Source organism: Paenibacillus sp. FSL P2-0089 (assembly GCF_038595095.1).
Classification (GTDB): domain Bacteria; phylum Bacillota; class Bacilli; order Paenibacillales; family Paenibacillaceae; genus Paenibacillus_AQ; species Paenibacillus_AQ silagei.
Genome location: NZ_CP152006.1, coordinates 6,313,905 through 6,340,508, shown reverse-complemented (window position 1 = coordinate 6,340,508; position 26,604 = coordinate 6,313,905). Strand labels below are relative to the sequence as shown.

General features: G+C 57.3%; 14 protein-coding genes. 13 read left to right on the top strand and 1 reads right to left on the bottom strand.

Going from position 1 to position 26,604, the window contains the following annotated elements; translation table 11 throughout:
- Positions 1 to 174: 174 nt before the first annotated feature.
- From NST69_RS26700 to NST69_RS26690, 3 genes are all read left to right on the top strand, one after another.
- The gene (locus tag NST69_RS26700; RefSeq protein ID WP_340980392.1) at positions 175 to 1,149 is read left to right on the top strand and encodes an alpha/beta hydrolase; all 975 of its coding nucleotides are present in this window, start codon (positions 175 to 177) and stop codon (positions 1,147 to 1,149) included.
- A 145-nt stretch (positions 1,150 to 1,294) separates the two neighbouring features.
- On the top strand, positions 1,295 to 2,590 hold the full coding sequence (locus tag NST69_RS26695) for a homocysteine synthase (RefSeq protein ID WP_076084569.1): 1,296 nt from the start codon (positions 1,295 to 1,297) through the stop codon (positions 2,588 to 2,590).
- 852 nt (positions 2,591 to 3,442) lie between these two features.
- The gene (locus NST69_RS26690; RefSeq protein WP_342547556.1) at positions 3,443 to 4,507 is read left to right on the top strand and encodes a hypothetical protein; all 1,065 of its coding nucleotides are present in this window, start codon (positions 3,443 to 3,445) and stop codon (positions 4,505 to 4,507) included.
- Between the two features lie 850 nt (positions 4,508 to 5,357).
- Here NST69_RS26690 and NST69_RS26685 read toward each other — a convergent pair.
- Positions 5,358 to 6,158 carry a polysaccharide deacetylase family protein gene (locus NST69_RS26685; RefSeq protein WP_342547555.1) on the bottom strand — a complete coding sequence of 267 codons (801 nt, stop codon included), beginning with the start codon at positions 6,156 to 6,158 and terminating at the stop codon, positions 5,358 to 5,360.
- 289 nt (positions 6,159 to 6,447) lie between these two features.
- Here NST69_RS26685 and NST69_RS26680 point away from each other — a divergent pair, with 289 nt between their 5' ends.
- The 10 genes from NST69_RS26680 (at position 6,448) to NST69_RS26635 (ending at position 26,583) form a co-directional block, all read left to right on the top strand.
- Positions 6,448 to 7,512 carry a glycoside hydrolase family 88 protein gene (locus NST69_RS26680; RefSeq protein ID WP_342547554.1) on the top strand — a complete coding sequence of 355 codons (1,065 nt, stop codon included), beginning with the start codon at positions 6,448 to 6,450 and terminating at the stop codon, positions 7,510 to 7,512.
- Positions 7,505 to 8,557 (top strand): SGNH/GDSL hydrolase family protein, encoded by a 1,053-nt coding sequence (locus tag NST69_RS26675; protein ID WP_342547553.1) that lies wholly within the window; start codon positions 7,505 to 7,507, stop codon positions 8,555 to 8,557. Before NST69_RS26680 ends, NST69_RS26675 begins: the two co-directional genes overlap by 8 nt.
- 171 nt (positions 8,558 to 8,728) lie before the next feature.
- Positions 8,729 to 9,700 (top strand): ABC transporter permease subunit, encoded by a 972-nt coding sequence (locus NST69_RS26670; protein ID WP_342547552.1) that lies wholly within the window; start codon positions 8,729 to 8,731, stop codon positions 9,698 to 9,700.
- A gap of 13 nt (positions 9,701 to 9,713) precedes the next feature.
- Positions 9,714 to 10,589 (top strand): carbohydrate ABC transporter permease, encoded by an 876-nt coding sequence (locus NST69_RS26665; protein ID WP_209991818.1) that lies wholly within the window; start codon positions 9,714 to 9,716, stop codon positions 10,587 to 10,589.
- Positions 10,590 to 10,645: 56 nt separating this feature from the next.
- Positions 10,646 to 12,310, top strand: coding sequence for an extracellular solute-binding protein (locus NST69_RS26660; RefSeq protein ID WP_342547551.1), 1,665 nt, complete (start codon positions 10,646 to 10,648; stop codon positions 12,308 to 12,310).
- A gap of 30 nt (positions 12,311 to 12,340) precedes the next feature.
- Complete coding sequence (locus NST69_RS26655) at positions 12,341 to 14,116, top strand: hypothetical protein (RefSeq protein ID WP_342547550.1); 1,776 nt, start codon at positions 12,341 to 12,343, stop codon at positions 14,114 to 14,116.
- 412 nt (positions 14,117 to 14,528) lie between these two features.
- Positions 14,529 to 18,608: an Ig-like domain-containing protein gene (locus tag NST69_RS26650; RefSeq protein WP_342547549.1), complete on the top strand. Its 4,080-nt coding sequence runs from the start codon at positions 14,529 to 14,531 to the stop codon at positions 18,606 to 18,608.
- Between the two features lie 82 nt (positions 18,609 to 18,690).
- On the top strand, positions 18,691 to 20,970 hold the full coding sequence (locus NST69_RS26645) for a helix-turn-helix domain-containing protein (protein WP_342547548.1): 2,280 nt from the start codon (positions 18,691 to 18,693) through the stop codon (positions 20,968 to 20,970).
- Positions 20,971 to 21,484: 514 nt separating this feature from the next.
- Entirely contained in the window at positions 21,485 to 22,150 is a 666-nt protein-coding gene (locus NST69_RS26640) for a hypothetical protein (RefSeq protein ID WP_340957927.1), read from the top strand.
- Positions 22,151 to 22,152: 2 nt separating this feature from the next.
- Positions 22,153 to 26,583 (top strand): glycoside hydrolase family 2 TIM barrel-domain containing protein, encoded by a 4,431-nt coding sequence (locus tag NST69_RS26635; protein WP_342547547.1) that lies wholly within the window; start codon positions 22,153 to 22,155, stop codon positions 26,581 to 26,583.
- Positions 26,584 to 26,604 lie beyond the last annotated feature (21 nt).

Below are 26,604 nucleotides of genomic sequence, written 5' to 3'. Positions count from 1 at the left end.
ACTGTAGGAGCGGTAGCGTCCGCCTGATAGTACATATTCGGTTCATATTCTGTTCATATTGTCGTCATAAAGAGTACATCTTCGTTCGGTAAGCTTGCATTAACGTCAATGAAGCAAGCTTACTACCATTTAAGATAGGGGAAGATGAACATGAGACCATCGGCGAATAACATAATGGGAAATCAAACGGGGCTCAAGAAACTGCGCAAGATTCTGCTTAAAATATTGGGAGCCATCCTGCTCGCTATTGTGATTTTTGTGGGGATTGTGTATATCACGAATGTAATCAGCAGCAATGCGGAGGCCAAAAGGATAGAGCCTTACGGCCAGCATGTATCCGTAGACGGCAAGAATATGAATGTGTTCATTCAAGGAGATGGCCCGGACACGGTCGTGCTGCTTCCCGGCTTCGGAACAGCTTCACCGGCGCTTGATTTCAAGCTGCTCATCGATGAGCTGTCTCCGCATTACAAGGTTGTAGTGGTTGAGCCTTTCGGCTACGGCTTAAGCGACGCAACGAAGAAAGAACGAACCTCAGAGAATATCGTAAGTGAAATCCATGAAGCGCTGCAGCAGCTCGATATTGACCGTTATATCCTTATGGGCCATTCTATTTCAGGAATTTACAGTCTGGATTATGTGAATAAATACTCAGATGAAGTAAGTACATTTGTCGGACTGGATAGCAGTGTACCCTCGCTGAGCGAGAAGAAAATAGAGTCTTCAGAGACAAGCATGGTTAAATGGTTCCGCAATCTGGGCTTCGCCCGGCTGCAATTGAAGCTGAGTGCTGACCCTTATGAGGGACTGCCGTATGATGAACATACCAAAGAACAATTGAAACTGCTGATACAGAGAAATATGTATAACACCACTCTGTTAAATGAGGCAGAAAACATGTACTCCAGCTTTAGAGGGGCTGAACAGCGAGGGGTAACGTTCCCTCCTAATCTTCCTGTCCTTCTTTTTGTTCAAGCAGAGCATCCGGCAACCGATCAATGGATTCCTGAGCATGAGAAGCTGATCCAGAATTCCGTACATGCAGACATGGAGCTGCTGGATGCCAATCATTATTTGTACCGTTCCCACCCCAAAGAAATTGCGGAGAAATTCATGAGCTTCATGAAGGGGATAGCGCAGCAGCCATGAGGCTATGCCGGGGCTTACTAAACTTAATAAAACACAGTGAATTAATAAGAATTTTATCTTTTCAAATGACATGGTTTGTGAGAGAATAGGTACAATCTTATAGAGTTAACATTTGACATTACCTATTTTAGAGGAGGAAATACCCATGTCAGAAGAGCGCAAGCTGTCCTTTGAAACCCTCGCCATCCACGCAGGCCAGGAGATTGATCCCACTACTTTAGCCCGTGCCGTGCCGCTGTATCAGACTACATCCTACGGTTTCCGGGATGCGGAGCATGCTGCTAATCTGTTCGCGCTCAAGGAGTTCGGCAACATCTATACCCGGCTGATGAATCCGACCACCGATGTGTTTGAGCAGCGTCTTGCCGCGCTGGAGGGCGGGGCAGGGGCACTGGCGACCGCTTCCGGAGCAGCAGCGATTTCCTTCTCTATTCTGAATATTGCCGGGGCAGGGGATGAGATTGTCTCCTCCGCAAGCCTGTACGGCGGAACTTATAATTTGTTCTCCACGACGCTGCCCAAGCTGGGCATTAAGGTGAATTTTGTGGATTCTGATAACCCGGAGAACTTCCGGGCAGCTATTACGGACAAGACCAAGGCGCTCTACGCTGAGACGATTGGTAATCCGCAAGGGAACGTTCTGGATATCGAAAAGGTTGCAGCCATCGCCCACGAGCACGGGATTCCGCTGATTGTAGACAACACCTTCCCAAGTCCGTATCTGCTGCGTCCGATTGAATTCGGGGCGGATATCGTCGTACACTCGGCGACCAAATTCATTGGCGGCCACGGTACCTCTATCGGCGGAGTCATCGTGGACGGCGGCAAGTTCGACTGGAAGGCCAGCGGCAAGTTCCCGGGCCTGACCGAGCCGGACCCGAGCTACCACGGGGTAGTCTACACTGAAGCGGTCGGTCCGATTGCTTATATCATCAAGGCGCGGGTTCAACTGCTTCGTGACCTGGGCGCGGCCATTTCACCGTTTAACTCGTGGATGCTCTTGCAGGGTCTCGAAACGCTGCACCTGCGTCTGGAGCGTCACAGCCAGAATGCACTCAAGGTTGCCCAGTATCTGGAGGCGCATGATTCGGTAGAGTGGGTCAGCTACGCTGGACTACAGAGTCACCCTTCGTATGAGCTGGCACAGAAATATCTGCCTAAGGGCCAGGGCGCGATTCTGACCTTCGGAATTAAGGGCGGGGCCGCCGCAGGGGTGAAGCTGATCGAGAACGTGAAGCTGTTCTCCCATCTGGCCAATGTCGGCGATTCCAAGTCGCTGATCATCCACCCGGCCAGCACCACTCACCAGCAGCTGTCGGACGAAGAACAGATTACCGCCGGTGTTACACCGGAGCTGCTGCGCTTGTCCATCGGTACTGAATCCATCGATGATATCCTCTATGATCTGGAGCAGGCGATCGCTGCCAGCCAGCAGGCTTAGGCGCTGTTCCTTGCAGCATAGGAAGAGGAATTACAGACCACTGTTTGATGCAGCGTATTTCTGCATTAGGCAGTGGTCTTGTTTTTTTAGCAGGAGCAGGAGGTGGGTTTGGGAGTAATGGGAAGAGAGAGGAGTGTCAGCGGGGGAATCGTTTGTGAGTAAAACGGTTGGTGAGGTATGTGTTCGCGCTGAAGTTGCACGGCAATTGTACTTTCTGCAATGGATTAGGCCATTTTCGGCGTTAAAATCCGTTCTAATGTATTCCATACAACAGATTTCCGGCATACGGCCCCAAAACACCTCTCCCGCAAAAATCTGCTGTACAAACTGCAACAGATCGCTTTTTACAACCGCTAAAGAGAAGATCTGCTGTAGTAAATACATTAGATCACTGTGCGCGCCAAGCAAAAGCAGAACTCGAAGCCTAGCTCGAACCCGAACCCGAACCCGAACCCGAACCCCAGTTCAAAGCCATTAGAGACTGACAACAAAATATGTGAAAGTTATTTCCTACCCACTTGAGCTCGCTCCACTTACTTCAGTTTACTCACTCACTTCAGCTCGCCCGATTTACTTCAGCTTACTCACCCACTCCAGCTCGCCCGACTTACTCCAGCTTACTCACCGACTTCAACTCGCCCGCCTACTCCAACTCGCGTACTTCCCTCAACTCGTCGCCCCACCGTGTCCACTACCCATTCGGATAAGGTGCCGCAGCCGCATTCATTTGATACCGTTTGCATATTTCAGCATCATTGCCCGTAACTATAGAATGAAGCATGTGAGGTGTTGACAGCAGTCCTGAGAGGAACAGCACGGCAGTAATCCTAGTGAGAAAAGGTGGGTGCGAGGATGAAGGTTGAACGCCAGCAGAATGAGGGTCCAAAGTATGAGGAGCATCCGTTCCAGTCTGACCCCGGTGGCCGGGCGGCTGGTGCAGAGATGAGCCAGTCCGCATCTGTAGCCTCCGCCGCAGCGGAATTTCTTGCTGAGGGGGACCGGCGCAAGAGTAACGTGAGTACGAGCCGCACGTATATCCGCCGTCCCGGGGAGCGCCAGGCCTTCCTGGTGCTGCGCGAGGGCAGGGGGGACGGGGCTGTCCGCCGTGAGCCGCCCGGCGTCTACCCTGCGGGGCCCTGCCTGATCCGGGGCGAGGAATGGCTGCACGAGCCGGAACTGTCGGCGCTTTACTCGCGCTGGATGTCGTGCGGGGATGAGGAGCCGGTGCAGGCTGAGCGTATCCTGCAGCGGATCTATCACCGGCTGCGGGCTGCTGCTGCCGACCTCCTGGAGTCGGCGGACGGCGTATGGGCCGCAGTCACTCTGCCTTACACGGCGGAGCTCGCCGCCCGCCCGGACCGGCTGGCCACGCTGCAGGATGCGCAGCTTGGCGCGCTGTTCGCCGCCGCCCTGCACAGCCAGCGGCTGGGCGGCGACAGCCGCATTGACCTGCTGGCGCCGTACCCCGCCAGCCTGGAGGAATTCGCGGCGCAGCGCGAATTCATTGAGGGCGTGGCCGAGCAGACTATCGGCCACGCTTATGCGGCAGCCTGCCGCATCGGGGCGCTGCTCGCGCCCGATGTGGGGCCGGCTGCCGCAGGGGAAATCGCGCGTATCGCCGATTTCCTGGTGCTGGACGGCGCGGCGGAGGAGGCCGCGCCCGGGGAGAACGCCGCCGAGGGCTTCGCGCAGGCGGCGGCTGGGGTGCTGGCCGCCGTGCGCCGGGTGCGGCCGGCGGCGGCAGTGCTCGCCGCGGGGGCACCGGCGGCGTACGCGCTGGCCGATCTGTATGAGATCGGCCTGAGCGGGGTCTTCTGCGGCGCGGCCCAGCGGACCGACGCGCTGCTGCGGGCGGCCTGCCTCACCTGGATAGCGAGGCAGGAGCATCCTGATGCTGCCGCCGGAGGTTGGCAGTAGGTGGAAGTATCTGGCGGTAGCTGGAAGTAGCGGCGGCCTGGCCTGACTACACTGTCTGGTCTGCCGCGAGTAGCGGGATCGGCCAGGCAACGACTGATACAGCGCTCTATTCTCCACCATCTGCACAAACGTATGCCAACGAAATACCCGCAAAACACTCGAAAACCCACAACAACCCGATTTCGCCAAGCCCTGGGGCTGCGCGGAATCGGGTTTTTAAACTAACTTATAGGTGTGTTTTATGTCGTATGATTTATCTCATGTGTTTTAAGTAATGTGTTTTAAATTCATATGATTAGGGAAGCTCACTCCATTTTGCGGCGTAATGCGGCTATGCTTGGAGCTCCAAGTTTTCATTCGCAGCGATCATTCAGCGGTAGTTGTATTCTGTACATTTAAAACCAGCGAAAAGGAAGACTTTTCTCTTCTAAGTGTAGTTGGTACAACTAAATTAGCCCGAATGAGCAAGAATCCAGCTATAGCGTTAATATAATTGTACGAAATACAGTTAAACGAATATTCGGCGGTACAACAGACGATTTAGATGTACAGAGTGCAATTAAGTATGCCGAATGCACATTACTCGGGCACGGCACGGTTATGGTTATAGCTGGGGCTGTGCTGAGGGCTCTTGTGGCGGCTCGGTGGGAGCTGATCGGGATTGGAACTATTTGACTGCATTGTCACAGCCCCAGTTACAGCTATAATCTCAGTTTCAACGACAGCCCCAAGTCTCAGCCCAGCCCCAATCTCAGCCCAGCCACCGTCCAAGTTTAGCCACAGTCTCCCCCGAATTTTCTCTCTATTCAGCTCTCTAGCCCTCATTCAGCTCCCGAGTCTCACTCCAATCCTACCCCAGCTTCACCGTCACCCCGCCCGGGATGCGGCGGGCTTCATCCCCCACAGAGACCCACACCTCCGTAGCTGACGGATTATAAACCATCTCCTGCGAAGCGGAGAAGCGCAGTCCCTGCAGCGCGGACAGATAGTCTACGATCTCGATATTGGTGGCATACCAGATGTCCTCATGGCCGCCCATCATGGCGGCGAACTGCTCCAGCTCTCCCCAGTTGTCATCGTCATTGAACTCATAGCTGTGTCCCCAGACATAGAGAAGCTGCATATATGAGAAGCGGGGCTTCTCCTCCAGGAACTTCTTGCCCAGGGCCAGCATCTCCTTGTGATGGCAGGTAGGATGCCAGGCCAGCAGGTTGTCCGGCAGGCTGAAGCTGCGGTGGGAATTCACCGTGCGGGAATATTCAATACCCAGAGCCGGAAGCAAGGCGATCACCTGATCATCGTAATTGCCGAACGGATAGGACATGCCCCGGACCGGATAACCGGCCAGCGCCTCCAGCGCCTTGCGGTCCGTCAGAATCTCGTCGGCGATCCCCTCGCGCGGAGTCATGGTGAGGAAAGGATGTGTGCTGGTATGCGCGGAAATCTCATGCCCGTCATAGAGCGCGGCCACCTCGTCCTGTGAGATGTATCCCTCCTTGCCGAACAACCCCGAATTCAGATGAAAAGACCCCTTTAGCCCATGCTGATTCAGAATCTCTACGAGCTTCCGGTCGTAGGTTCTTCCATCATCCCAGCTCGTTGTTAGCGCTTTAGAAACTCCGCCCGGAAAAAGATCAAACTTAATTCTCATTTCCTGTTACCCTCCCAGATTTCTTTATACAGAATTAGAACGTGAGCATGTACTCCTTCTACTCATGTACTCCTCCAACTGAGGAATACAGCTCTATTATGAACAATGCCAGAAGTGAAAGCGATTAGCAAGATTCTTGTTAATGGACGGCAATGCGGCGCTTGACTACACTGGGGTTGCGAACAGGGCTAAACAGCCGGGAACAGGCTCCAGACTCCAGGTTTGAGGTTTGAGGTTTCAGGCTACAGGTTTCCGGTTCAGAACAGGACATTGTAGAAGGAGGAGCATTATGGAAGCAGTATCACGGACAGTACTCGAAGGCCATATCGCCCGCGTCATTGAGCGGATGAAGGATATGAGAGGCTCCATTCAGGAAACCGCACCCATCGGCATCATCTCTATGGACAATTGGGAGTGGCCCCAGGGGGTTGGATTATTTGCCTTATACAGATATTACCGGGAAACCGGGGAGCAGGAGATTCTACACTACCTGACGGGCTGGTTCGACAGCAAGCTTGCCGGAGGCATTCCGGCGAAAAATGTTAATACGATGTGTCCGATGCTTACCCTTAGCTATCTGGCAGAGGAGACCGGGCGCGCGGATTATATGCAGCTGTGCCGGGAATGGCTGGAGTATGCGCTGCATGATATGCCGCGCACGGAGGAAGGCGGTCTTCAGCATGAAGTGACCGGCAGTCCGAATACCGGGCAGCTCTGGGACGACACGCTGTATATGACGGTGTTGTTTGTGGCCCGGATGGGGATCGTGCTGAAGGAGGAGGCGTGTATCCAGGAGAGCATCCGCCAGTTTCTCGTCCACCTGAAGTATCTGACCGATCCCGTGACCGGCTTGTTCTTCCACGGCTGGACCTTCGAGGGCGGCCATCACTTTGCCCGGGCCCTGTGGGCACGCGGCAATTCCTGGTATACCGCCGGGCTCGTGGATTATCTGGAGATGGTGGAGCTGCCGTCAGGGGTGAGCAGCTTCCTGCTGTCCTCCCTTGCGCGGCAGGTACGCAAGCTGACAGAGCTGCAAGCCCCGGAAGGCGCATGGCATACCTTGCTGGACGACAGCAGCTCGTATCTGGAGACCTCGGCCACCGCCGCTTTTGCTTACGGGATGCTGAAGGCGGTGCGGCAAGGACTGCTGCCTGAGGATTGCCGCAAGCCTGCAATGGCGGCACTGCATTATGTGCTGGGCCAGATCGATGAAGAAGGGGTGGTGCAGGGCGTCTCCTACGGCACGGGGATGGGCGCTACGCTTGACGACTACCGGGAGATTCCGGTCTGCCCGATGCCCTACGGGCAATCCATGGCCCTGCTGCTGCTGGTGGAGGCGATGAAGCATGTATAATCCCGCCAGCACCCATTCTGCCAGCATCAATTCCGCCACCAAGGGGCTGCCGGGGCTGGACCGGATTGCCTTCCATAACGTGGCCGAGCTGGAGCCGGCAGCGGGCTACGGCGTGCACCTCCGCCGCATTCCCCGCAGCGTCAGGGAGCATCTGAACGAGCGGGGCCGGTTCATCGCCGGGGAAGCGGGCGGCTGTGAGCTCAGGTTCGTCACACCGGCTCCGAATATCCGTGTCACGCTGACCTTGCCGGAGACGGGTGGCAGCGTAACGGTATACAAGGGCGGGTTGTTCCACTCCAGGCATGAGCTTCAGGCCGGGAGCATACGCACCCTCCAGCTAAGCGAACCGCCGCGTCTGGCGATGGCGGAGCGTGAGCTGCTGATGGAAGCGGGCTTCGCGCCGGAGGTATGGCGGATCTGCTTCGGACGGTATGCCTGTGTGGTCTGTGGCATCGAGACCTTCGGCCATCCGCTCCGCCCGCCGGTGGAAGGGGAGATTCCCCGCACACGCTGGATTGCTTACGGCTCATCCATCACGTATGGAGAGAACAGCAGCCTGCCGTATATTGCCCACGCGGCAAGAAGGCTGGCGGCCGATGTACTCAATCTCGGCATGAGCGGCTCCTGCCATTGTGAACGGGAGATGAGCAACTATCTTGCGGCGCAGGAGGACTGGTCATTCATGACGCTGGAGCTGGGCGTGAATATGCGTGACCACCTGTCGCCGGATGAATTCCGTGAGCGGAGCGGCTACCTGCTTGACCAGCTGGTGAGCAGACATCCCGGGAAGCCGGTAGCGGTGATCACGATGTATCCCAACTTTGCGGTGTTCCTCGGCAGTGGAATAGCGGAGAAGGATCTTCAGTTCAACGACATTCTGCGAAGTCATGTGCAGCGTCTTTCCCGCCCCAAGCTGAGCCTGATCGAGGGAAGCCGGGTGCTGGATGATCTGGCCGGGCTGTCCTGCGACCTGATTCACCCGGGGGATGAGGGACATATACGGATGGGTGAGAATCTGGCCCGGGAGCTGGTCGGAATTCTGTAACCCCAGGCGGTATAAGGGTCCGCGCCGATTAACAGAAAAACTGAATATTGCCCTAACCCGCTGAAGCGGCTATGGTGAGGACATGAAATCGGCCATTTCAGCTCCATCGCAAGACTTAATCACGCACGAGCAGGATCACGCACAACATGCAAGCGAAAGGAGGCACCGAAAATGAAAGCGAATACAAGAAGTGAAGCGGTGCTGCGGCTGGACACTTCACGGCAGAGCGGAAGCAGCCGTAAGCGCTTCTGGCAGACCCGGCGGTTCAAGAACAATGTTCCCCTGTGGGTCATGTTCGTTCCGGTTATCGCATTTTATATGATTTTCAAATACACCCCCATGCTGGGGCTGGTTATCGCCTTCAAGAACTATACCTTCTATGAAGGGGTATGGGGCAGCCAGTGGGTCGGCATGGACAATTTCACCAATCTGTTCACCCAGGCACAGTCGGTGCAGATTATCCGCAATACGCTTGTGCTCAGTATATTATCCGTGCTGGTCAGCTTTCCGTTCCCGATAGCCCTGGCGATTATGCTGAATGAAGTCAGGAACAAGTGGTTCAAAAAATCAGTCCAGACCCTCGTCTACCTGCCGTACTTTTTCTCCTGGGTCATTGTCGGCGGGCTGGTAGTAACGATCTTTGCCCAGACCGGGGTAGCCAATGCGGTAGTTGAGAAGCTGACCGGCCAGGCTTTTCCCTTCCTGTTCAAGGAGTGGTCCTGGGTCTCGATCTTCCTCGGCTCGGGAATCTGGAAGGATGCGGGCTTCAATGCAATTATCTATCTGGCTGCGCTGACCTCCATCGACCCCAGTCTCTATGAGGCGGCGAGTATGGACGGAGCAGGCAAATGGAAGCAGATCCGCCATATCACGCTACCCGGGATCAGTCCGACCATCGTCATTATGCTGATTCTGGCCATGGGACGGGTGATGGAGGTGGGCTTCGACCATGTCTACGTGCTGCAGAATTCGATTGTATCGGGGATCTCCGAGGTCATCAGCACCTACATCTACGCGATTGGACTGCAAGGCGGACAGTTCAGCCTGACGGCTGCTCTGGGGATGTTCGATTCCCTGGTCGCGCTGACTCTGGTGCTGATCTCCAACGCCATTGCCCGGCGCTTCAATAAAGGCTTGTGGTAACAGGAGGGACACTATGCAAAGTACAAACGGTGAAAAAGTATTCTATAGCTTCAATTATCTGCTCCTGACCCTGGCAGGCATTCTGTGTCTGCTGCCGCTGCTCCATCTGGCTTCTCTGTCACTCAGCGGCAAGGATGCGGTGCTGTCCGGTTTTGTCACCCTGTGGCCGGTGGATTTCACGCTAAGCTCATATACGATGCTCTTTGAAGGAACGCCGGTGGTGCGCGCCTTCGGCAACAGCCTGCTGATTACCCTGGTCGGTGTGGCGGCCAGTATGCTGTTCACCATTTTCGCCGCGTATCCTCTGTCCCGCCGTGATTTCTACGGAAGACGCACGCTGACGCTGGCGATTGTGTTCACCATGCTGTTCACCGGCGGACTGATCCCGACCTATCTCGTGGTCAGCAGTCTCGGTCTGGTCGATTCCTATGCAGCCCTGTGGCTGCCGGCTCTGGTCAGCACGTATAATATGATGATTATGCGTTCCTTCTTTGAGAACATCCCGGAGGAGCTGGTGGAAGCGGCGAGAATTGACGGCTCCGGCGAATGGCGGCTGCTGGCGGGCATTATTCTGCCGTTGTCCCTGCCTGTGCTGGCGACAATCGGTCTCTTTTACGGCGTGTATTACTGGAACTCCTTCTTCAACGTCATGATCTATATGAACAGCCCGGAGAAAATCAATCTGACTGTGTTGATCCAGCAGATGGTGAAGAGCCAGGCCGTCCTGCAGGAGCTGAATACCATGAACTCGCAGGAGGTAGTCAATATTACACCGGAGGGCATCAAGGCTGCCGGGATTATGGTGATGGTCATTCCGATGCTGATCGTGTATCCGCTGCTGCAGCGGTATTTTGTCAAAGGCGTAACGATCGGTGCGATCAAGGGCTAAGCCATCATTCTTCATATCCGCATGTACAAGAACACCACAATAGGAGGGTCATTCATATGTCCAAACCACTTTGGCTTAGCAAAAAAAGCGCTGCCGGTGCAGCTACACTGATTCTCGCAATCGCTGTCACAGGCTGCGGCGGCAATAATGCCGCCACGCAGGGCGCAGACGGGGGCAAGGAAGGCACCTCCGGGAAACGCGGGTCCATCACCGTCTCATTATATGACCGGGGCACAGTACCTGCAGAGGAAGGAACGATGAGCGACAACCGCTGGACGAGATGGGTCAATGAGAACGGGCCGGTGAATGTCAAATACATTACGGTTCCGCGTTTTGAATCCCTGCAGAAGTTCAATGTGCTGTTCGCGTCGAAGTCGGCCCCCGACCTGATCTTTGAATTTGATACCGCTTACCAGGGACAGCTCTACAACCAGAAGCAGCTCCTTCCGCTGGATGATCTGATCGCAGGCAGCAGTACGGAATATAAGGCAATGCTGGAGAAGTATCCGGCGCTGCGCAAGGCAGGCACCATGGCGGACGGCAAGCTGTACACGGTGGGCCGCCCGGTTCAGTTCGGTCCGCAGCATTATCTGTTTATCCGCAATGACTGGCTGAAGAAGCTGAATTTGCAGGTGCCCACTACGCCGGAGGAACTGCTGAATGTGGCCAAAGCGTTCACCGAGCAGGACCCCGACGGCAACGGCAAGGCGGATACGTACGGGACCGGGCTCAGCTTCGTGGCCGGCATTATTCTGAACAACATGTTCGGCACCGGGTTCACGCTGTTCGGGGAAGACCAGTATCCGTGGGTGCTGGAGAACGACAAGGTTGTGCATGACTGGGACCGGATTCAGGCGGCGCTCTCCTTCCAGAAGCAGCTGTATGCGGCCGGTGTGGCGGATAAGGATTTCGTCACCGATAAGAACGGCGAGAAGCAGAAGCAGGACTGGATCTCCGGCAAGCTGGGGATTTACGGGGGCAACGGTGCCGATATCGGCACCTATGAGACGCTGAAGAAGAATTCTCCTGAAGCTGAGGTCATTCCGATTGCCTTGCCGACGACGGAATTCGGGCAGTTCAGCCCGACCCTGACCACGCCGATCCAGATGACGGGGATGGTGAATGCTGCAGCCAAAGATCCGGAATCCGTGATGAAGATGATCGACTTCATGGTTGCGGACCCATACACCACCACCATTCAGAACGGGCTGGAAGGGGTGCATTACAACAAAACCGCCGACGGCCGCGCCGCGGTGATTGATCCGGAGAAAAACAAGAAGGAGCTGGAATACAACCGCGATATGGGGATGCTGACTCCGCTGATCGGCAAGAATTACGGGCTGAAGAACAAGGTCAACCCTACACCTGCCGAGCAGAATTTAATCAAAATCTATGAAATGGCCGAGAAGCTGTACATGGACCCTGACCGCCCGATTGTCGGCATTACGCAAAAAGCCTTCCTGCCGCTGCTGCCGCAGGATCTGACCCAGATCAACACGAACGCGAATAAAACGATTCTCGACCGGGCCATGCAGGCCATTGTCAGCTCCGATCCGGCTTCGGTGGACCAGTTCATTGCGGAGGCCAAGGGCATCTGGGAGAAGGCGGGCGGACCCAAGGTCGATGAGTTCTACGCAGCCTGGTATCAGGACAATAAAGCGGATGCCATCATGCTGAAGGATATTTATGAGATGGGCAAGCAGCTGGATGCGGCTGAATAAATGGAGTCACAGCTTAGGGGGCGAGCAGAGTTGAACAACGGGGTTAGAGCCATTCTGGAGCAGAGCTGGGCGGCGGCCGCGGAGAATATTGTGGTGGAAGAAGGGCTGGTGCGCTATAACTGGCCCGGACATACCCGGCAGGTCTCACAGCTGGCGTATTGCCATGAAGCCCGCTTCTCGGCAGGCTATTATGCTTATGGTACACTGTTGGGCCGGCTGGAGGAGCAGGCCGGACTGGAGATGCTTGAAGCCATCGCCGGGCTGCAATTCACCGATCCGGAGCATCCCGATTACGGAGGGTTCCTCTGGTACCGGGAGGAGAGCGTCATTCAGGATTCGAATGCGGCATTCTTTATCCTTATGCCGCTTGTGGCAGTACGCCTCTGCAAGCCGGATGTATTCCCGGCCAGTCATCTGGAGGTGATGCAGCGGATGTTCCGTCATGCGGCAGCCTGGTTCTCCAGAGAATGCCGGACACCAGAGCTGTTTTACCCGAACAAGACGATGAGCGACGGCGCCATGCTGCTGGCCATCGCCCACTTTCTGGAGGAACCTGAGTATCTGCAGACCGCAATCGGATATTTCGCCAGATGGGAGGAATATACGGCCCGCCGGGGCTGGGGCTGGGGGGAGAATGTCAGCCTCGTCTACCAGGGAGTGATGATGAATGCGCTGAGGATTGCCGGTTCGGTGCTTCAGCAGCATGACCGGGAGCTGGCCGGGCAGCTGTCAGAGCGGATGGATACCCTGAAGAGCATTCTCGTATTCCATGACGGGGAGGAATTGGTTCCGACCATCCGCAGCTACAACTTCCGGGGAGAGACGGAGCGGCCGAGCCTGCTGTGGGTGATTGCGGGTGTGACGGGGCTGGACCGTCTGGCAGAGCAGACATTCTCGCTTAATGATGTGGCGGCACTGCTCCTGTTCGAAGAGGATTTGCTTCAAGGGGGTGACCCCTTGGCCGCGCTGCCCGTGCCCCGGATGCTGGAGGAGCGGATATTCGATGCTGCCCGCTCCTATACCTGGATCGGACGGCATACGCGGCTGGGCAGCATCAACCGCTTTCCGGTCATGCCGGGCAGCTACCAGCACCCCGCCTGGGGTCTGGGCTGGCAGAGCTTTCCGGTCAGCTTCAGCGTGAAGGATCAGCAGGTATCCTATCTGCGGTGGTACGTGGATGATTCCGCCGCCGTGCGGACGCATCCGGCGGAGGATTACCGGACCGCCTATCTGATGCCCGCCTTGTTCGCCGAACCGCTCTATCCGGAGGTGGAGACCCGTTCGGCCCAGCAGGCGAATGCGCTGGTGGTGGTCCGCTCTATGACCCGGCTGCATAACCGGGCCGCGGAGATCGCGGATGAATGGGTCATCCACCGCTATGACGGTGAGGTGGAGCGGGTAGTGAATGCCGCGGGGGACCGGGAATGGCTCGTGCTGCGTTATCCGGGCTGTGCGGTGGCGGTCACGGCGCTCAAAGGCATTGATGCCGGGGCAGATGCCCGAGCTGCGCTGCCCGTCACTGTTGTACGCGAGGAGGGAAGGATCAAGCTCCGCCAGGTGCTCTATTCCGGGGACAGTGCCGTCCTGGCGCAGCCCCGCCTGGAAGCGGGCTGGGCCGTGATATGTCTCGACGAAGCAGCGGAGTCAGCGGATATCCAGAGGTTGCTCGATACGGTGACGATTGAGGATACGGTGAGGGATGACCGGGAGGTGCCGCGCGAGCCGTGGGCCTCTATACGCAGCATTGTGCTGACTGCGGGCGACCAGCCCCCGGTTCAGCTCACCGTTGATCCATACGCCCCTTAACCACGCGGTTCAAGCGGCAAGGTTTGCCGTGCCCCGATTGAGATGCAAGCGGAAACGGGGGCGGGAGCACCATACTTAATTGCACTTTGTACAAGTAAATCGCCCAATGTACCGCCGAATATACGTTTAGCTGTATTTCGTACAACTAAAATCCCCCTATACCCCGCTTCTCACCCATTTGGGTGAATTTAGTTGTACAGACTGCAGTTAGAAGACGAAATCCTGCCTGTTCACCGTTTTTAAATGTACAAATTACAACTATCGCTGAATGTTCGCGTCGAACGCAACTCCATAGAGGCCGCATTTAATTATTTCCGTATCTATGGGCTGCATCTATGGAATGAATTCACTGCTTAACTTCGGATGCTCCACCGTAACACTATACTTGCTTCCATACGGAAAGGTGGCTATTATGAGAAAATCAAGTCGGAAACCGTGTTTTGTATACGCTATCATTTTGGTTCTGCTGATGGGTCTGCTCCCGGCAGACCTTGGTTCTGTGGCCCGGGCGGATAGTAATTATAAGCTGGAGGAGACCTTTGAATCTTATAGTCCCGGTGCGAAGCCGGCCGGCTGGACCATCAAGACGCCGCCGCAGGGGGTGAGCGTTGCCGTACAGACCTGGGAAGGCTACGCCGGCAAGCTGCTGGAGATTCAGCAGGCAGCCAAAACAGCGGGCAGCTACATTATAAGCAGATCCGTTACGGATGTTACGTACAGAAGCCTGTTAAGCTATTCGTTCAGAGCGGAGCAGACCGGAGCGGTGATCTACCTGCCCACCCCGCAGAGCGGTTCTGTGACGCTGGTGAAATTCGCCATTAATAATGGTGCGTTCAGTTATATGAAAAAAGGTGCCGGATCATGGACCTCCGTACTGCCAATATCGGCAGGGGTGTGGTATGACGTACGGGTTGCCCTCGACAGCGGCAGCCATACCTTCGATCTGTCCATTGACGGCAAGCGTCTGCTGACGAAGGAGCCAATGGCCGAGGGAGGAGCGTTAGCCTTATTCTACATGGGTTTTTATAAGGACAGCATCGGCAAGATAGGTTTTGACAATTTTATTGTAAGCGGATACAAGCAGGCGGTAAGTGCAGCCTTCTCCCAGCAGTCTTACGGGCTGCGAAGAGGGGAGAAGCTGTCCTTGCCGCTCCAGTTCACACCTGCAGATGCAACGGATCAGACTGCAGCCTGGTCCACCGGCAGCGAGGAGGTGGCAACTGTGGACGCCAACGGTCTGGTTACCGGCATCCGTGAGGGGGTGACGACCGTTACGGCTGAGCCGAACGAAGCGCTTCCGGCGGTAACCGCTACGGTAGCCGTCTACGAAGATCCGATCACGGATATTGTATTGGCTCCGCTTCAGCGGGCGGTTCCCGCAGGCTCCCGTGTCCTGTTACAGGCAACAGTAACACCGGAAGACAATACGGATACAGGCATCCTGTGGGGAACGGAGGATGAGAGCATCGCCGTGATTGACCGCTACGGAGAGCTGACGGGGGTAAGCGCCGGAACAACTACCGTGTTCGTCACGGATGAGACCGGAAGCGTCCGGGCCGAGACATCCGTTACCGTAACCGGACGGACAACCGGACAGGAGCTGTATGTCGCTCCGGGCGGGGACGACAACAACAATGACGGCACGGAAGCCTCGCCCTTCCGGACGATTGCCCGGGCGCAGGCCGAGGTCCGGCAGCTGAATGAGGATATGGACGCTGACATCATCGTCAATCTGCGGGAAGGGACCTACACGCTGACGGAACCGCTGGAATTCACACCGGAGGATTCCGGGACGAACGGATATTTTGTCACCTACCGCAGCTATCCCGGGGAGCAGGCGGCCATCAGCGGCGGGCGGTCCGTCACAGGCTGGACGGTGTTTGACAGCGCCAAGGGCATCTACCGGGCAAATGTCGGAACCGGCCTTCAGACAAGGCAGCTGTTCGTGGATGGTATCCGGGCAGTCCGGGCCCGGAGCACAGCGGGACTCGTGAATCCGCTGAAGACGGCAACCGGCTATACCTCGGATAATACGGAGCTGGCAGGGTGGAGCAATACGTCCGATATGGAGCTGGTATTCAATGAGCTGTGGACGAATTCCCGGATTAAGGTAGAGTCGGTAACCGCTTCAGGCGGCAAAGCACAGATAGTCCTGCAGGAGCCGGGCCGGAGCGCGGTCTTTAACCGGGGATTAACCTCGGCGACTGTGCCCGTCTATTACGAGAATGCTATGGAGCTGCTGGATGAGTCCGGGGAATGGTACTATAACCGGAATGAAGGTATGCTGTATTACAAACCGCGTGCCTGGGAGGATATCTCCACGGCCGGGGTTGTGGTTCCTGTACTGGAGCAGCTCGCCACAGTGTATGGTGTATCTGCTGACGAACCGGTGCGCAATCTGAATTTTGAAGGCCTGAAATTTATGTACACCACCTGGAACCGCCCGAGTACGGCAGCGGGACATTCCGATTCACAGAATAACCATCTGCGTTATCCTTCCATCCCCGATGAGCTGACCGATGCGGCGGTAATGCTGGAGCTGGCCAACACGGTGAATTTCCGCAACAATGAGTTCACCAAGCTCGGCATTACGGCGGTGCGGATGCAGAACGGGGTTCAGAACAGCCAGGTTGAAGGCAACCGCTTCTATGATATTTCTGGCAGTGCGTTGAATGTGGGGCAGCCGAATTCCTCCGACCGGAATATCTACCATCCTGCAGACCCCAGGCTGCTGATGAAGAATAATGATGTGCTCAACAATGTGATCCACGACATCGGTATTGACTACAAATCGGCTTCCGCCGTATCTGCCGGGTATCCGGTGGACATGGATATCAGCCATAATGAAATGTACAATCTGCCTTATAGCGGGACCCATATCGGTTATGGCTGGGATAAGCTGTTCGATGCCGCTACCCGGAACGTGAAGATTCAGAATAACCTGATCTATGATCGCATGGGCATGGGCCTGCGTGACGGAGGCGCTATCTACAGTCTTGGACCAACCGGAGCCACCGCAGAGGACAAAAATCTGGTCAGCGGCAACTACATCCGCAACCAGATGGACGGCAATTCCGCCCTTTACACGGATGAAGGCTCCGCCTACTGGAAATTTGAGCATAATGTGATCGACCTGAAGGATGCTCCGCTATGGCATTCATCGCTCCGTTGGGCGATGGCGTATGTGCCAACCATCCATGATGTGGATTTCGTGAACAACTATACAACTACAGACGGCTATACCAACAACGGGCGCAATGTTCTGTTTGAGAACAATACGGTCCGGCCGGATGCAGAGTGGCCTCAGGCGGCACGCTCGATCATTGATCAGGCCGGGCTGGAGCCGGAATATGCCTCTGCAGCAGAAGGGCAGGTCAGCCGCTGGAAGCTTGATCCGCTCAAGCTGGCCGCAGGCGGCAGCGGACAGGTCTCCGTCCATGCCATGAACGGCAAAGACCAGCCGCTGGGCAAGGAAACCAGCAGCTTCTATTACAGCATTCTCGATCCGGCCGTAGCCTCGGTTAGTAGCGCGGGCGTGGTCACCGGACTGACCCAGGGACAGACGAAGCTTATCGTGAACATCATTAACGGCTCCATTCTGCGGACAATCACAACGGATGTATTTGTGGGCGATACCTTAGCCACGGTCCGCCTGGAGGGGCATGACGGCAATGTGGCGTATATCCGTGAAGGCACCGACCTGCAATTGCAGCCTTACGGCGAGACGCTGTTCGGCAACCGCGAGGAGCTGGAGGAAGTCACCTATACCAGCAGCAATCCTTCCATCGTCAGCGTCAGCGGCACCGGCCTGTTGACGGGGCAACAGACCGGCTCGGCTACCCTCACGTTATCGGCCAAATATCTGGGCACCGTGACCCAGGGGCAATATGAAGTTAAGGTGTGGAATGAGGCCAGCCAATACGAACATCCCCTGACGGCGGAACTGCAAGACCCTGATGGCTGGTATGTATCGGCAACGGCGAACGGGCTGAAGGAGACCGGGCAAGACAGCCTTACGCTGAGGGCCCCCGGAGGGCATGTCATCTACCAGAACCGCAAGTACCAGAATGAGCTGCTGGATTTCAAGATGAAGATCAATGACAGCGCAGCCTCTACCAACTGGTACGCCCTGATGCTCAATAACCAGAGCAAGGAGCTGAGCTATAGCACCGGCAGCATGTATCTGGTGGTCATAGGGACATCGGGCATCGAGCTGCACCGCTTCAACGAGGGGGTACGAACTGTGATCTACGGCAAGATTGACGGCCTGACCAGCCTCGGCGGGCCGGCGATTCCGAATACAGCCATTACCTTCGGGGTGCAGAGCCGCGTTCAGCTGGGCGCTTTTCAAGAGTCCGGGGGTGTGCGTCTGATCCTGAAGGTAGACGGGGTGCAGATCTTTAATTATCTGGATACCGCCGCAGGGGCGATTGGCGAAGCGGGGTACTTCGGGCTGGTCTCCCGCAATGCGAGCACGGAGCTGGGAGATTGACAGCATAAGCTTATGAATCCGGGTGCGCAGCCCATATCATTAATGAGATAGCCAACATCTGGACTTACAGGGGATGACACCGATGCATAAGAAATGGCTGTACCGACTGATTCTTTCCTACCTGCCGATTCTGTTTGCCGTAGTATTTTGCCTCATTATTCTATTCTTCCTGACCTTAAATGAAGCGATGGAGAGACAGACGGCTCAGGCAAACGGCGTGTACGCGGAAAATGTGCTGCAGATTGTGGACACCACCCTGCGCAACCTGGAGAACACCACGATCAAAAGCCTGCTGCTGGATGAGAAGGTTGGCAGTTATTTCGACCGGCCGGGGAAGCTTGACCCTTATCAGGATTACGGGGTCGCGGAGGTGCTGCTGGATTTCATGTCGCCGCTGCCGATGATTGATTCGGTCTATCTATACCGCGCAGCCGACGGCAAGGTGCTGATGCAGCATTTCGCCTCCCGCCTGCCGGACTTCGGGGACCGCAGCTTTATTAAGACTGCGATGGGGAATGCCCCGAGCTATACCTGGAGCGGAATCCGTGACTTGCAGCTTTTCTCCGGGGAGGACCAGCCGAAGTCGGTCATTTCACTTGTGGAGCAGGTGCCTTACTTCTCCGGTGAGCAGGGACTGATTGTCATTAATGTGCGCAAGGAATCTCTGCAGACGCTGATTCAGGATATGAACATGGCGAATACGGAGATCTGTCTGAAGGATGCCGGAGGAATTGCTTTTGCAGGTGCGGATACCTGTTCTGACCCGCAGGTTCAGGATCGGGCGGTTAGCCGGATGTCCCCCTATACCGGCTGGACGATCAAGGTTGGAATGGCGCGGGCGGAGGCCTTCTCGCTGCTGTCGGCCTTCTCCAATATCTGGGCCATTCTGGGCTTTGCGGCTGTCGTTGGCGGGATTGCGGCCATGACCTATATCAGCCACCGGAATTACCGTCCGATTGAGCAGGTCATGAGCCGGATCTACAGGTTCGGAGAGGACCGTGCCTTCGGCTGGAAGCCGCAGAGCAAGGAAGGCGACGAATTTGCCTTCATCGGGCATGCGCTGGAGAGCCTGATCGAGCAGACCAACAGCTATGAGAAGCAGCAGGCCGAGGGGATTCTGCACAGGCGGAATCAGTTATTCAAGGAGCTGCTGGAGAACAGCGGCCAGATGTCGGCGGATAACTGGAGCAGGGAAGCGGAACGGATCGGGATGGACGGTGAATTCGCAGGTGCGGTGGTGGGCATTGCCGAGATTGATTTCTATGAGGCTTTTGCCGCAGGTTACTCGGCACGGGATCAGGCATTGTTCAAATTCACCCTGCGCAGTGTGATTCAGGAGATCTCCGAGAAGGAAGGAGTGTCCCTGTGGACTGAGTGGATCGGACCGGTCCGTCTGGGACTGCTGTTCCGCCGATCTGCGGATGAGGAGGAAGCGGACATCACAGAGAAGACGCTGATCATTGCTGAATCTGCCCGGTCCTGGGTGAAGCAGCATCTCAAGTTCACGGCTACCTTCGGCATCAGCGGACCTGCCGCCGGTCTCAGCGGCTTATCGGGTGCGTACCGCCAGGCCCTGGGGGCGCTGGACCGCAAAATAACCGCTGGCCCAGGCCGCGTCTATGCGGCGCCTGCCGGCCCGCTGCCTCCGGCTGAAGGAATGGATGTGCTGGTCCAGGCCATCGGTGCCGTTCCCCAGCTGTACCGGCTGGGGAACGCAGAGTGGAAGCCGCTGATCGAGCGGATTTTTGAACTGCTGGCAGGCGGCAACTACTCCAAGGAGGATATCGTCCGGCTGCTGAGGCTGCTGGAGAACGGGCTGTCCCGGGAGATGCAGGAGCTGCCGCCGGAGATGAAGGGGATCTGGAATAACGGACGGCTGCGGGGCATTCCGCATTCACCGGAGTCTTTTGAATGGATTGAGGAGCTGCACGGGGAACTGGTCTCTTCGCTGGAGGAGATGGAGGAGGCGCTGAGCAGCCTGCGGATGAACCGGGAGCAGTACACACTCGCCAATAAGGTGCGCGAATACATTGGCTGCAATTACGCAGACCCCGACTTCTCCCTGACCCATGTTGCCGACAGCTTCGCCATGAACACCAAGACGGTAAGCCGGATCTTCAAGGAGGAGATCGGCGAGAACTTCGTCGATTATCTGGCCCGCCTGCGTATGGAGGAGGCTAAGCGCCTGCTGACCGGAACCTCCGAACCAGTGCAGAGCATCGCGGAGCGTGTGGGGTATCTGTACCCCATGTCCTTCATCCGCGTCTTCAAGAAGCTCGAAGGCATCACGCCGGGCGAATACCGCAAAGCCCAGGGGAGTCCCCTGCATGGTGGTGATAGTGAGGGTGATGGGGAGAGTTAGGCTCATGTGGCCATGTGATGTTAGCGGGGCGCACAGCGATTAGCCGGTTATAGTTGGCGAAGCTACGGGGTATAGGTGTGTAACAAGACGGCCGGGGTTTCCGGCCGTCTTGTTCATCTGCTTGCTGCTGAGGCGCTGCCATTCTGGAAAAAAACATCGGCGCACGAATGAAGTGCATAAATACACCACATTTTCGCAAATTCACCGTTGGCGCACGGATGAAGGGATAAATACACCATATTTACTGGAATTGCATTGTTGCCGCACGAGTCGCTCAGGTGTAACTATCCCCTCGCATTTTTCTCCCGGAACAAGCCTCTCCTTTATTCTGAAACATCGGCGGGTAGTCTGCACAGCGCTGACAGTAAGCCCGGATTCGGTTGCCGCATCATGTGCACGTATAGCTGCATTTTTGCATGTCGTTATTATGCTAAAGAAGGGCATGATCGTCAAGGAATCGGCCCGCCGGATACGGTACTCTAAAGGGGAGATGACATAAGGTTGGAGGGATACGATGCAGCGTTGTTTATATAGAGCCGAGTGCCGGGAGGGTGCTAATCCGTCAGTGTTCTGGGGCGCACAGACCGGACTGCTGAATGAACGCATGGACAGGCTGGGCCTGGCACGGCTTAGTATTTTTCAGGATGGTAAGGAGCTGTTTCTGTACTATGAGTGCACCAGCCGGGAGGTGGAGCCGGAGCAGCTATTTCAGGGCGCGGCAGAGATGCTCAAGGAATGGCCGGGAGGGGAGCAGCCCCGGTTGTGGGTGCCTATGATGGATATTTTCCATTATCAGCAGCCGGTCTCTGCAGAGCATTGGAAGCGCAGTCATGCGGCGGGAACCCCCTACGGAAGAGTGGCGGCGCTGAAGCCGGAGCAGGTCGCAAGCTATGTGTATCACCATTATCAGTATCAGGAGGAGCATCCGGGGGACGGCGACAAATATGGGATTATCGGGCTGCATGAGAACCTTCTGTTTTTTTATTCCGAGCTGCCTGCAACGGTGGAGCCAGCCCCGTACGCCGGGAAGCTTGCCACGAATCTCCGGCCGGACAACTGGGGTGAGGTGATGGACCCGCATTTCAGGAAATGGAGTGAGATGCCGCCGGATCAGGCCATTTGGAAAAAGCTTACGCTCGTCCTAACCATCCCCCGCCCCTATGCGGAAAAAGGAGAATGATTATGCTACGTACATCCATATGTCTCAATGGTGAGTGGGATTTCATGCCGCTCTATGACCAGCCGCGCACTCGCGCCCTTCCGGAGAAATTGAAATACGTGGCCCGTAAAATACAGGTTCCATCGAGCTGGCGCTACAGCTATACTGCGCCTTCTGGCAGCAAATTCGGCGAAGTCGCCGACCATAATTTTCAGCCCTTCGATGTGTACAGCTACCCGGAGGAATGGAATGCAGCCGAAGCCGGGGTGCTTCACCGCAGCTTTCAGGTGCCGGAGACAATGCTGGAGCAGCGGGTCGTACTTCGGTTCGATGGCATTATGCAAAAAGCGGCCATCTATCTGGACCGCGAGCGGATTGCGCTCTGGGAGGACGGCTTCCTGCCCTTGCGGCTGGATATCACCGGGCTGGTGAAGCCCGGCCGGGAGCAGCAGCTGCACGTGGTCTGCGGCAGCTTCGACACGGCGGTGCTTCCCTCCGGGGAGACCAAAATCACCGGACTCTCCGGCTCCTGGTTCGGCAGAATCGCCCGTGGCATCTGGCAGGATGTCTTCCTGGAGGCGTATCCGCCGGTATCGCTGGAGGATCTTACGATCCGCACCTCTGTCCGGCAGGGAAGGCTGGAAGTGGACGCTCTGATCAGCGGCACAGAAGACGGCCCCCCACCCGAAGGATTGCGGGTGATCCTGCAGGTCAGGGAGCGGAATACTGGCGTTCCGGCCTCGCTTGCAGAGCCGCCCCATCTGTCGCAGAAGCTGGCGGCCGCCCATCCGCTGCCCGTACTTGAAGCGGAAGCCGCAGTAGCGCTTCGCCCTGCGGAGGCTGCGGCAGGAAGACAGTTATGCGTTAATACCGGCAGCCGGGAGTGGGGCGGAGCGGCATTCAGTCTGCCCTGGCAGGAAGCCCTGCTGTGGAGCCCGGATTCCCCTGTCCTGTATGAGCTGGAGCTTGTGCTGCAAGCGGACGGTGAGATTCTGGACCGCCGGAGCGAGACCTTTGGCTTCCGGGAGTTCTGGTGCGAAGGTCCGCAGTTTATGCTGAACGGGATTCCCGTTAATCTGCGGGGGGACTCTTGGCATTTTCAGGGGGCGGCCCAGCAGACAGAGGACTATATCCGGGGCTGGTACCGGATGTGCCGGCAGGCAGGCATTAACAGCATCCGGCTCCACGCACAGCCGTATCCGTCCGACTATCTGCGGATTGCCGATGAGGAGGGGATGCTGATTGTCGATGAGACGGCCATCTACGGCTCCAGCAAAAGCATGGATGCCGCCCATCCCGATTTCATCAGCAATTGCCGCGATCATGTGCAGCGGCTGGTGCTGCGGGACAAGAATCACCCTTCGGTCATCCTGTGGAGTGTGCAGAACGAGATGCGCTGGGTGGACGGGCGCGATCAATACAAGCAGCATATCCCCGGCCTGATTGAGCTGATGAAGGCACTGGATGATACCCGTCCGGTCATGGTTGAAGGGGATAACCGCCTGGTCTCCAAGCAGCAGACCGAGGTAGAGAGCCGTCATTACAACATTGACGGCACCATCGCGCAGTGGGACCGGCAGGTTCCGCTCACCTTCGGCGAGCATGGCGGCTGGTGGTACATCTGTCCGCAGAACAGCAGCATGTACTCGGGAATGGATGTATATAAGGATTCGGACGCAAGTGCTGCCGGTCTGGCCCACAAGGAGCGGCTGTTCGTGGAATATGCACGGCGGCAGGGCGTCTCAGGCATCTCTACCTTTAACTTTGTCCATTACTTCATGCGGGCGATGCCGGAGCAGGAGCTGAAGCTGCCGCAGGCTGATCTGACCACACCCGGCCCCAAGCCTGCTGTGATTCCGGCCTACTCGCTTTCGCTGAATAACGGGCTGCTGCCGGAGGAGTATCCGGTTTACAGGCCTAATCCGGCTTTTGCCATTATGGCCGCGGCCTTCAAGCCGGTAACGCTGATTGCCGCCGAATACAACCGCTGCTTCTTCGATGATGCGCCGGTCTCCCGCAGCTTCGATGTCTATAACGATACGTTGTCCGCGCAGGAAGTGACGATCGAATGTGAGGTCATGCAGGGCGGGCGCAGGGTACACAGCGAGACCTTCCGCTTCCGTCATGAGCCTGCTCAGCGCCGGAGCATCCGGCTGGAGTGGATGCCGGACCCGGTCAATGGCGAAGGGGCGGGGGTGGCAGTAGGAGATAGGGTAGGAGCAGGAGATGGGACATCAGTACAAGATGGGGCAGGAGTAGGAAAAGGGGCAAAAGGAGGAGAGGGGGCCGGAGTAGGAGCACCAGTAGGAGCACCACTAGGTGAAGGAGAAGCCACGCTGTCCGCCCGGCTGTTCCATGCCGGAGAGCTGATGCATGAGCTTGAGGTAAGCTACCGCCTGCTGTCCGGCAGCTGCCGGACCGAGCCGGTAGAGATTGCCCTGTCCGCAGCATACATCGGCTCTGACCGGGACTTCCAGGCGATTCACGCGCTGGTGCCCGCTCTGGTCCGGGCAGAGCCGGAAGCGGTAGATAAGCTTGCGGCTGGAAGCCTGCTGATTGCCGGCAGCAAAATGGAGGATAAGGATGGGTCGCTTGACCGGAGGCTGAGAGGATTCGTGCAGCGGGGCGGCCGGCTGCTGCTGCTGGAGCAGCTTCATCTCTCTTGCGGCAGACTGCCGCTCACCCGCCGGGAATTCATCCGCGCACATGCCGGGGATTACGGGCATCCGGTGCTCCGGGGATTAGGCCCGGAAGATCTGATGTACTGGCATGAGGAGCTGCGCGAGGACGGGCCGCTGCCGATCATCCATGCGGCGTTCGAGAAGCCGGTAATCGGCGACTTCACCCTGCTGCTGGAATGCAGCGCAGGGGACTTCGGAGACGGCGGCGATTTGTGGTCGCCGCTGCTCGAATACCGCAGCGGAGCAGGCATGTTTCTGGCGAATCAGCTGGAGATTATGGACCATCTCCAGCGGGTTCCCCAGGCGCAGCTGCTGCTGCGCAGCCTGCTGCAGTATGCGGGCCGCGCAGTCCACGCGGCCGCTGGTCCGGCGGCTGTTGCGCTGCGGTCCGCCGCGCCGGAGACCGCAGCAGCCGATCTTGCCACCGCCGCCTGGTCCGTCGTAGAGGAGCAATGCGCTACCGTTCCATCTTGCACCGATCTTACCGCAGCCGTAACTGCTCCAGCCCGGGCTGCGGTGCAGCCCGCAGCAGGCGATCCGGCCGCGGCACAATCCGCTGCGGTCTGGGTCCGCAGCGACAGTCCGGCGGCAGCCTTGCTCGGCAAGCTCCGCCTGAAGGGCCAGAGGCTGGACAGCGCCGCAGGCTTGTCCGGCCTGACCCCTGGCCTCCTCGTCGTGGAGGCCGCACTGCTGGGCGCGCCGGGCTCGGCGGAAGCCGTGCGCCATGCAGCCCTGGCCGGCGGCAGCGTGCTGGTGCTGCCGGCAGAGCCCGGCGGGCAGGAGGCACTCGCCCGCCTGCTGGACGCTCCCGTGCGTATTGCGCCGCACGGGACGTATCATCTGGCGGCGGACTATGCGCACGCCGCCGTGCACGGCATCAGCCCGGTTGACCTGTTCGGCTTCGATAAGGTGCATCTCTCGCCCCGGGATGTCGTCAACCGGGAGCTGGCCGGGTACAGGCTGGAGGTGCCAGATGCGGAGGTGCTGTGCACCAGCGTCGAAGGCACAGCCTGGAAGGACTATTTCGCCGGGCTGCATACGGCGGAATACAGCAGGCTGGCGCTGGTCGAGCTGAACCGCCGCCAGGCCGCTGCTCCGGGAGCTTTTGTGATCCGGCAGGCGGCCGGAGCGGGAGAGATTCTCTGCTCGCAGCTGCTCGCCGACCCGGACAGCGACAAGAGCCTCAGGCTCTACACCCGCCTGCTCGCTAATCTGGGAGCCGCTTTTGAAGATGAACTGCTGCTCCATGACAAGGGGGACGCGCAGTGGGCGGTGGAGGCCGCAATGACGCTGTTCTGTCCGCCGCACATCGACTACGAGGCGATGAAGGACTACTATACAGACCCCGAATTCTCCCTGAACAATTTGGGGGAAGGCCTATACGGCTGGATGAAGAAAAAAGAACGGCGCCCGGACGGAACCTTCCTCATCCCCGCACCGGAGGGCCGGCCCCTGTTCCTGAGCTGCTTCGTGCATCTGCCGGAGACGGGGGATGCAACCGAAGCAGCCGCAGGCAGCGGGAAGCCGGGTGGAACGAGAACCGGCAGACTCCGGGTGAACTCGGCCTGTGCTTTTGAGATCTATATGAATGGCAGGCTGGTGGCAGATCCTGAACAGGAGATTACGCTGGCCAGCGGGATCAACCGCCTGATCGCCATCGTCCGGGGAGCGCAGGAGGATATTGCCTTCGGCATGGTGTTCCTGAATACAGACGGCACGTATATGAATGATCTGGAGTTCCGCCTGACGATGGATGAGGTGGAGCCCAAGTGAGCAAGATCAATGGAGAGGAGC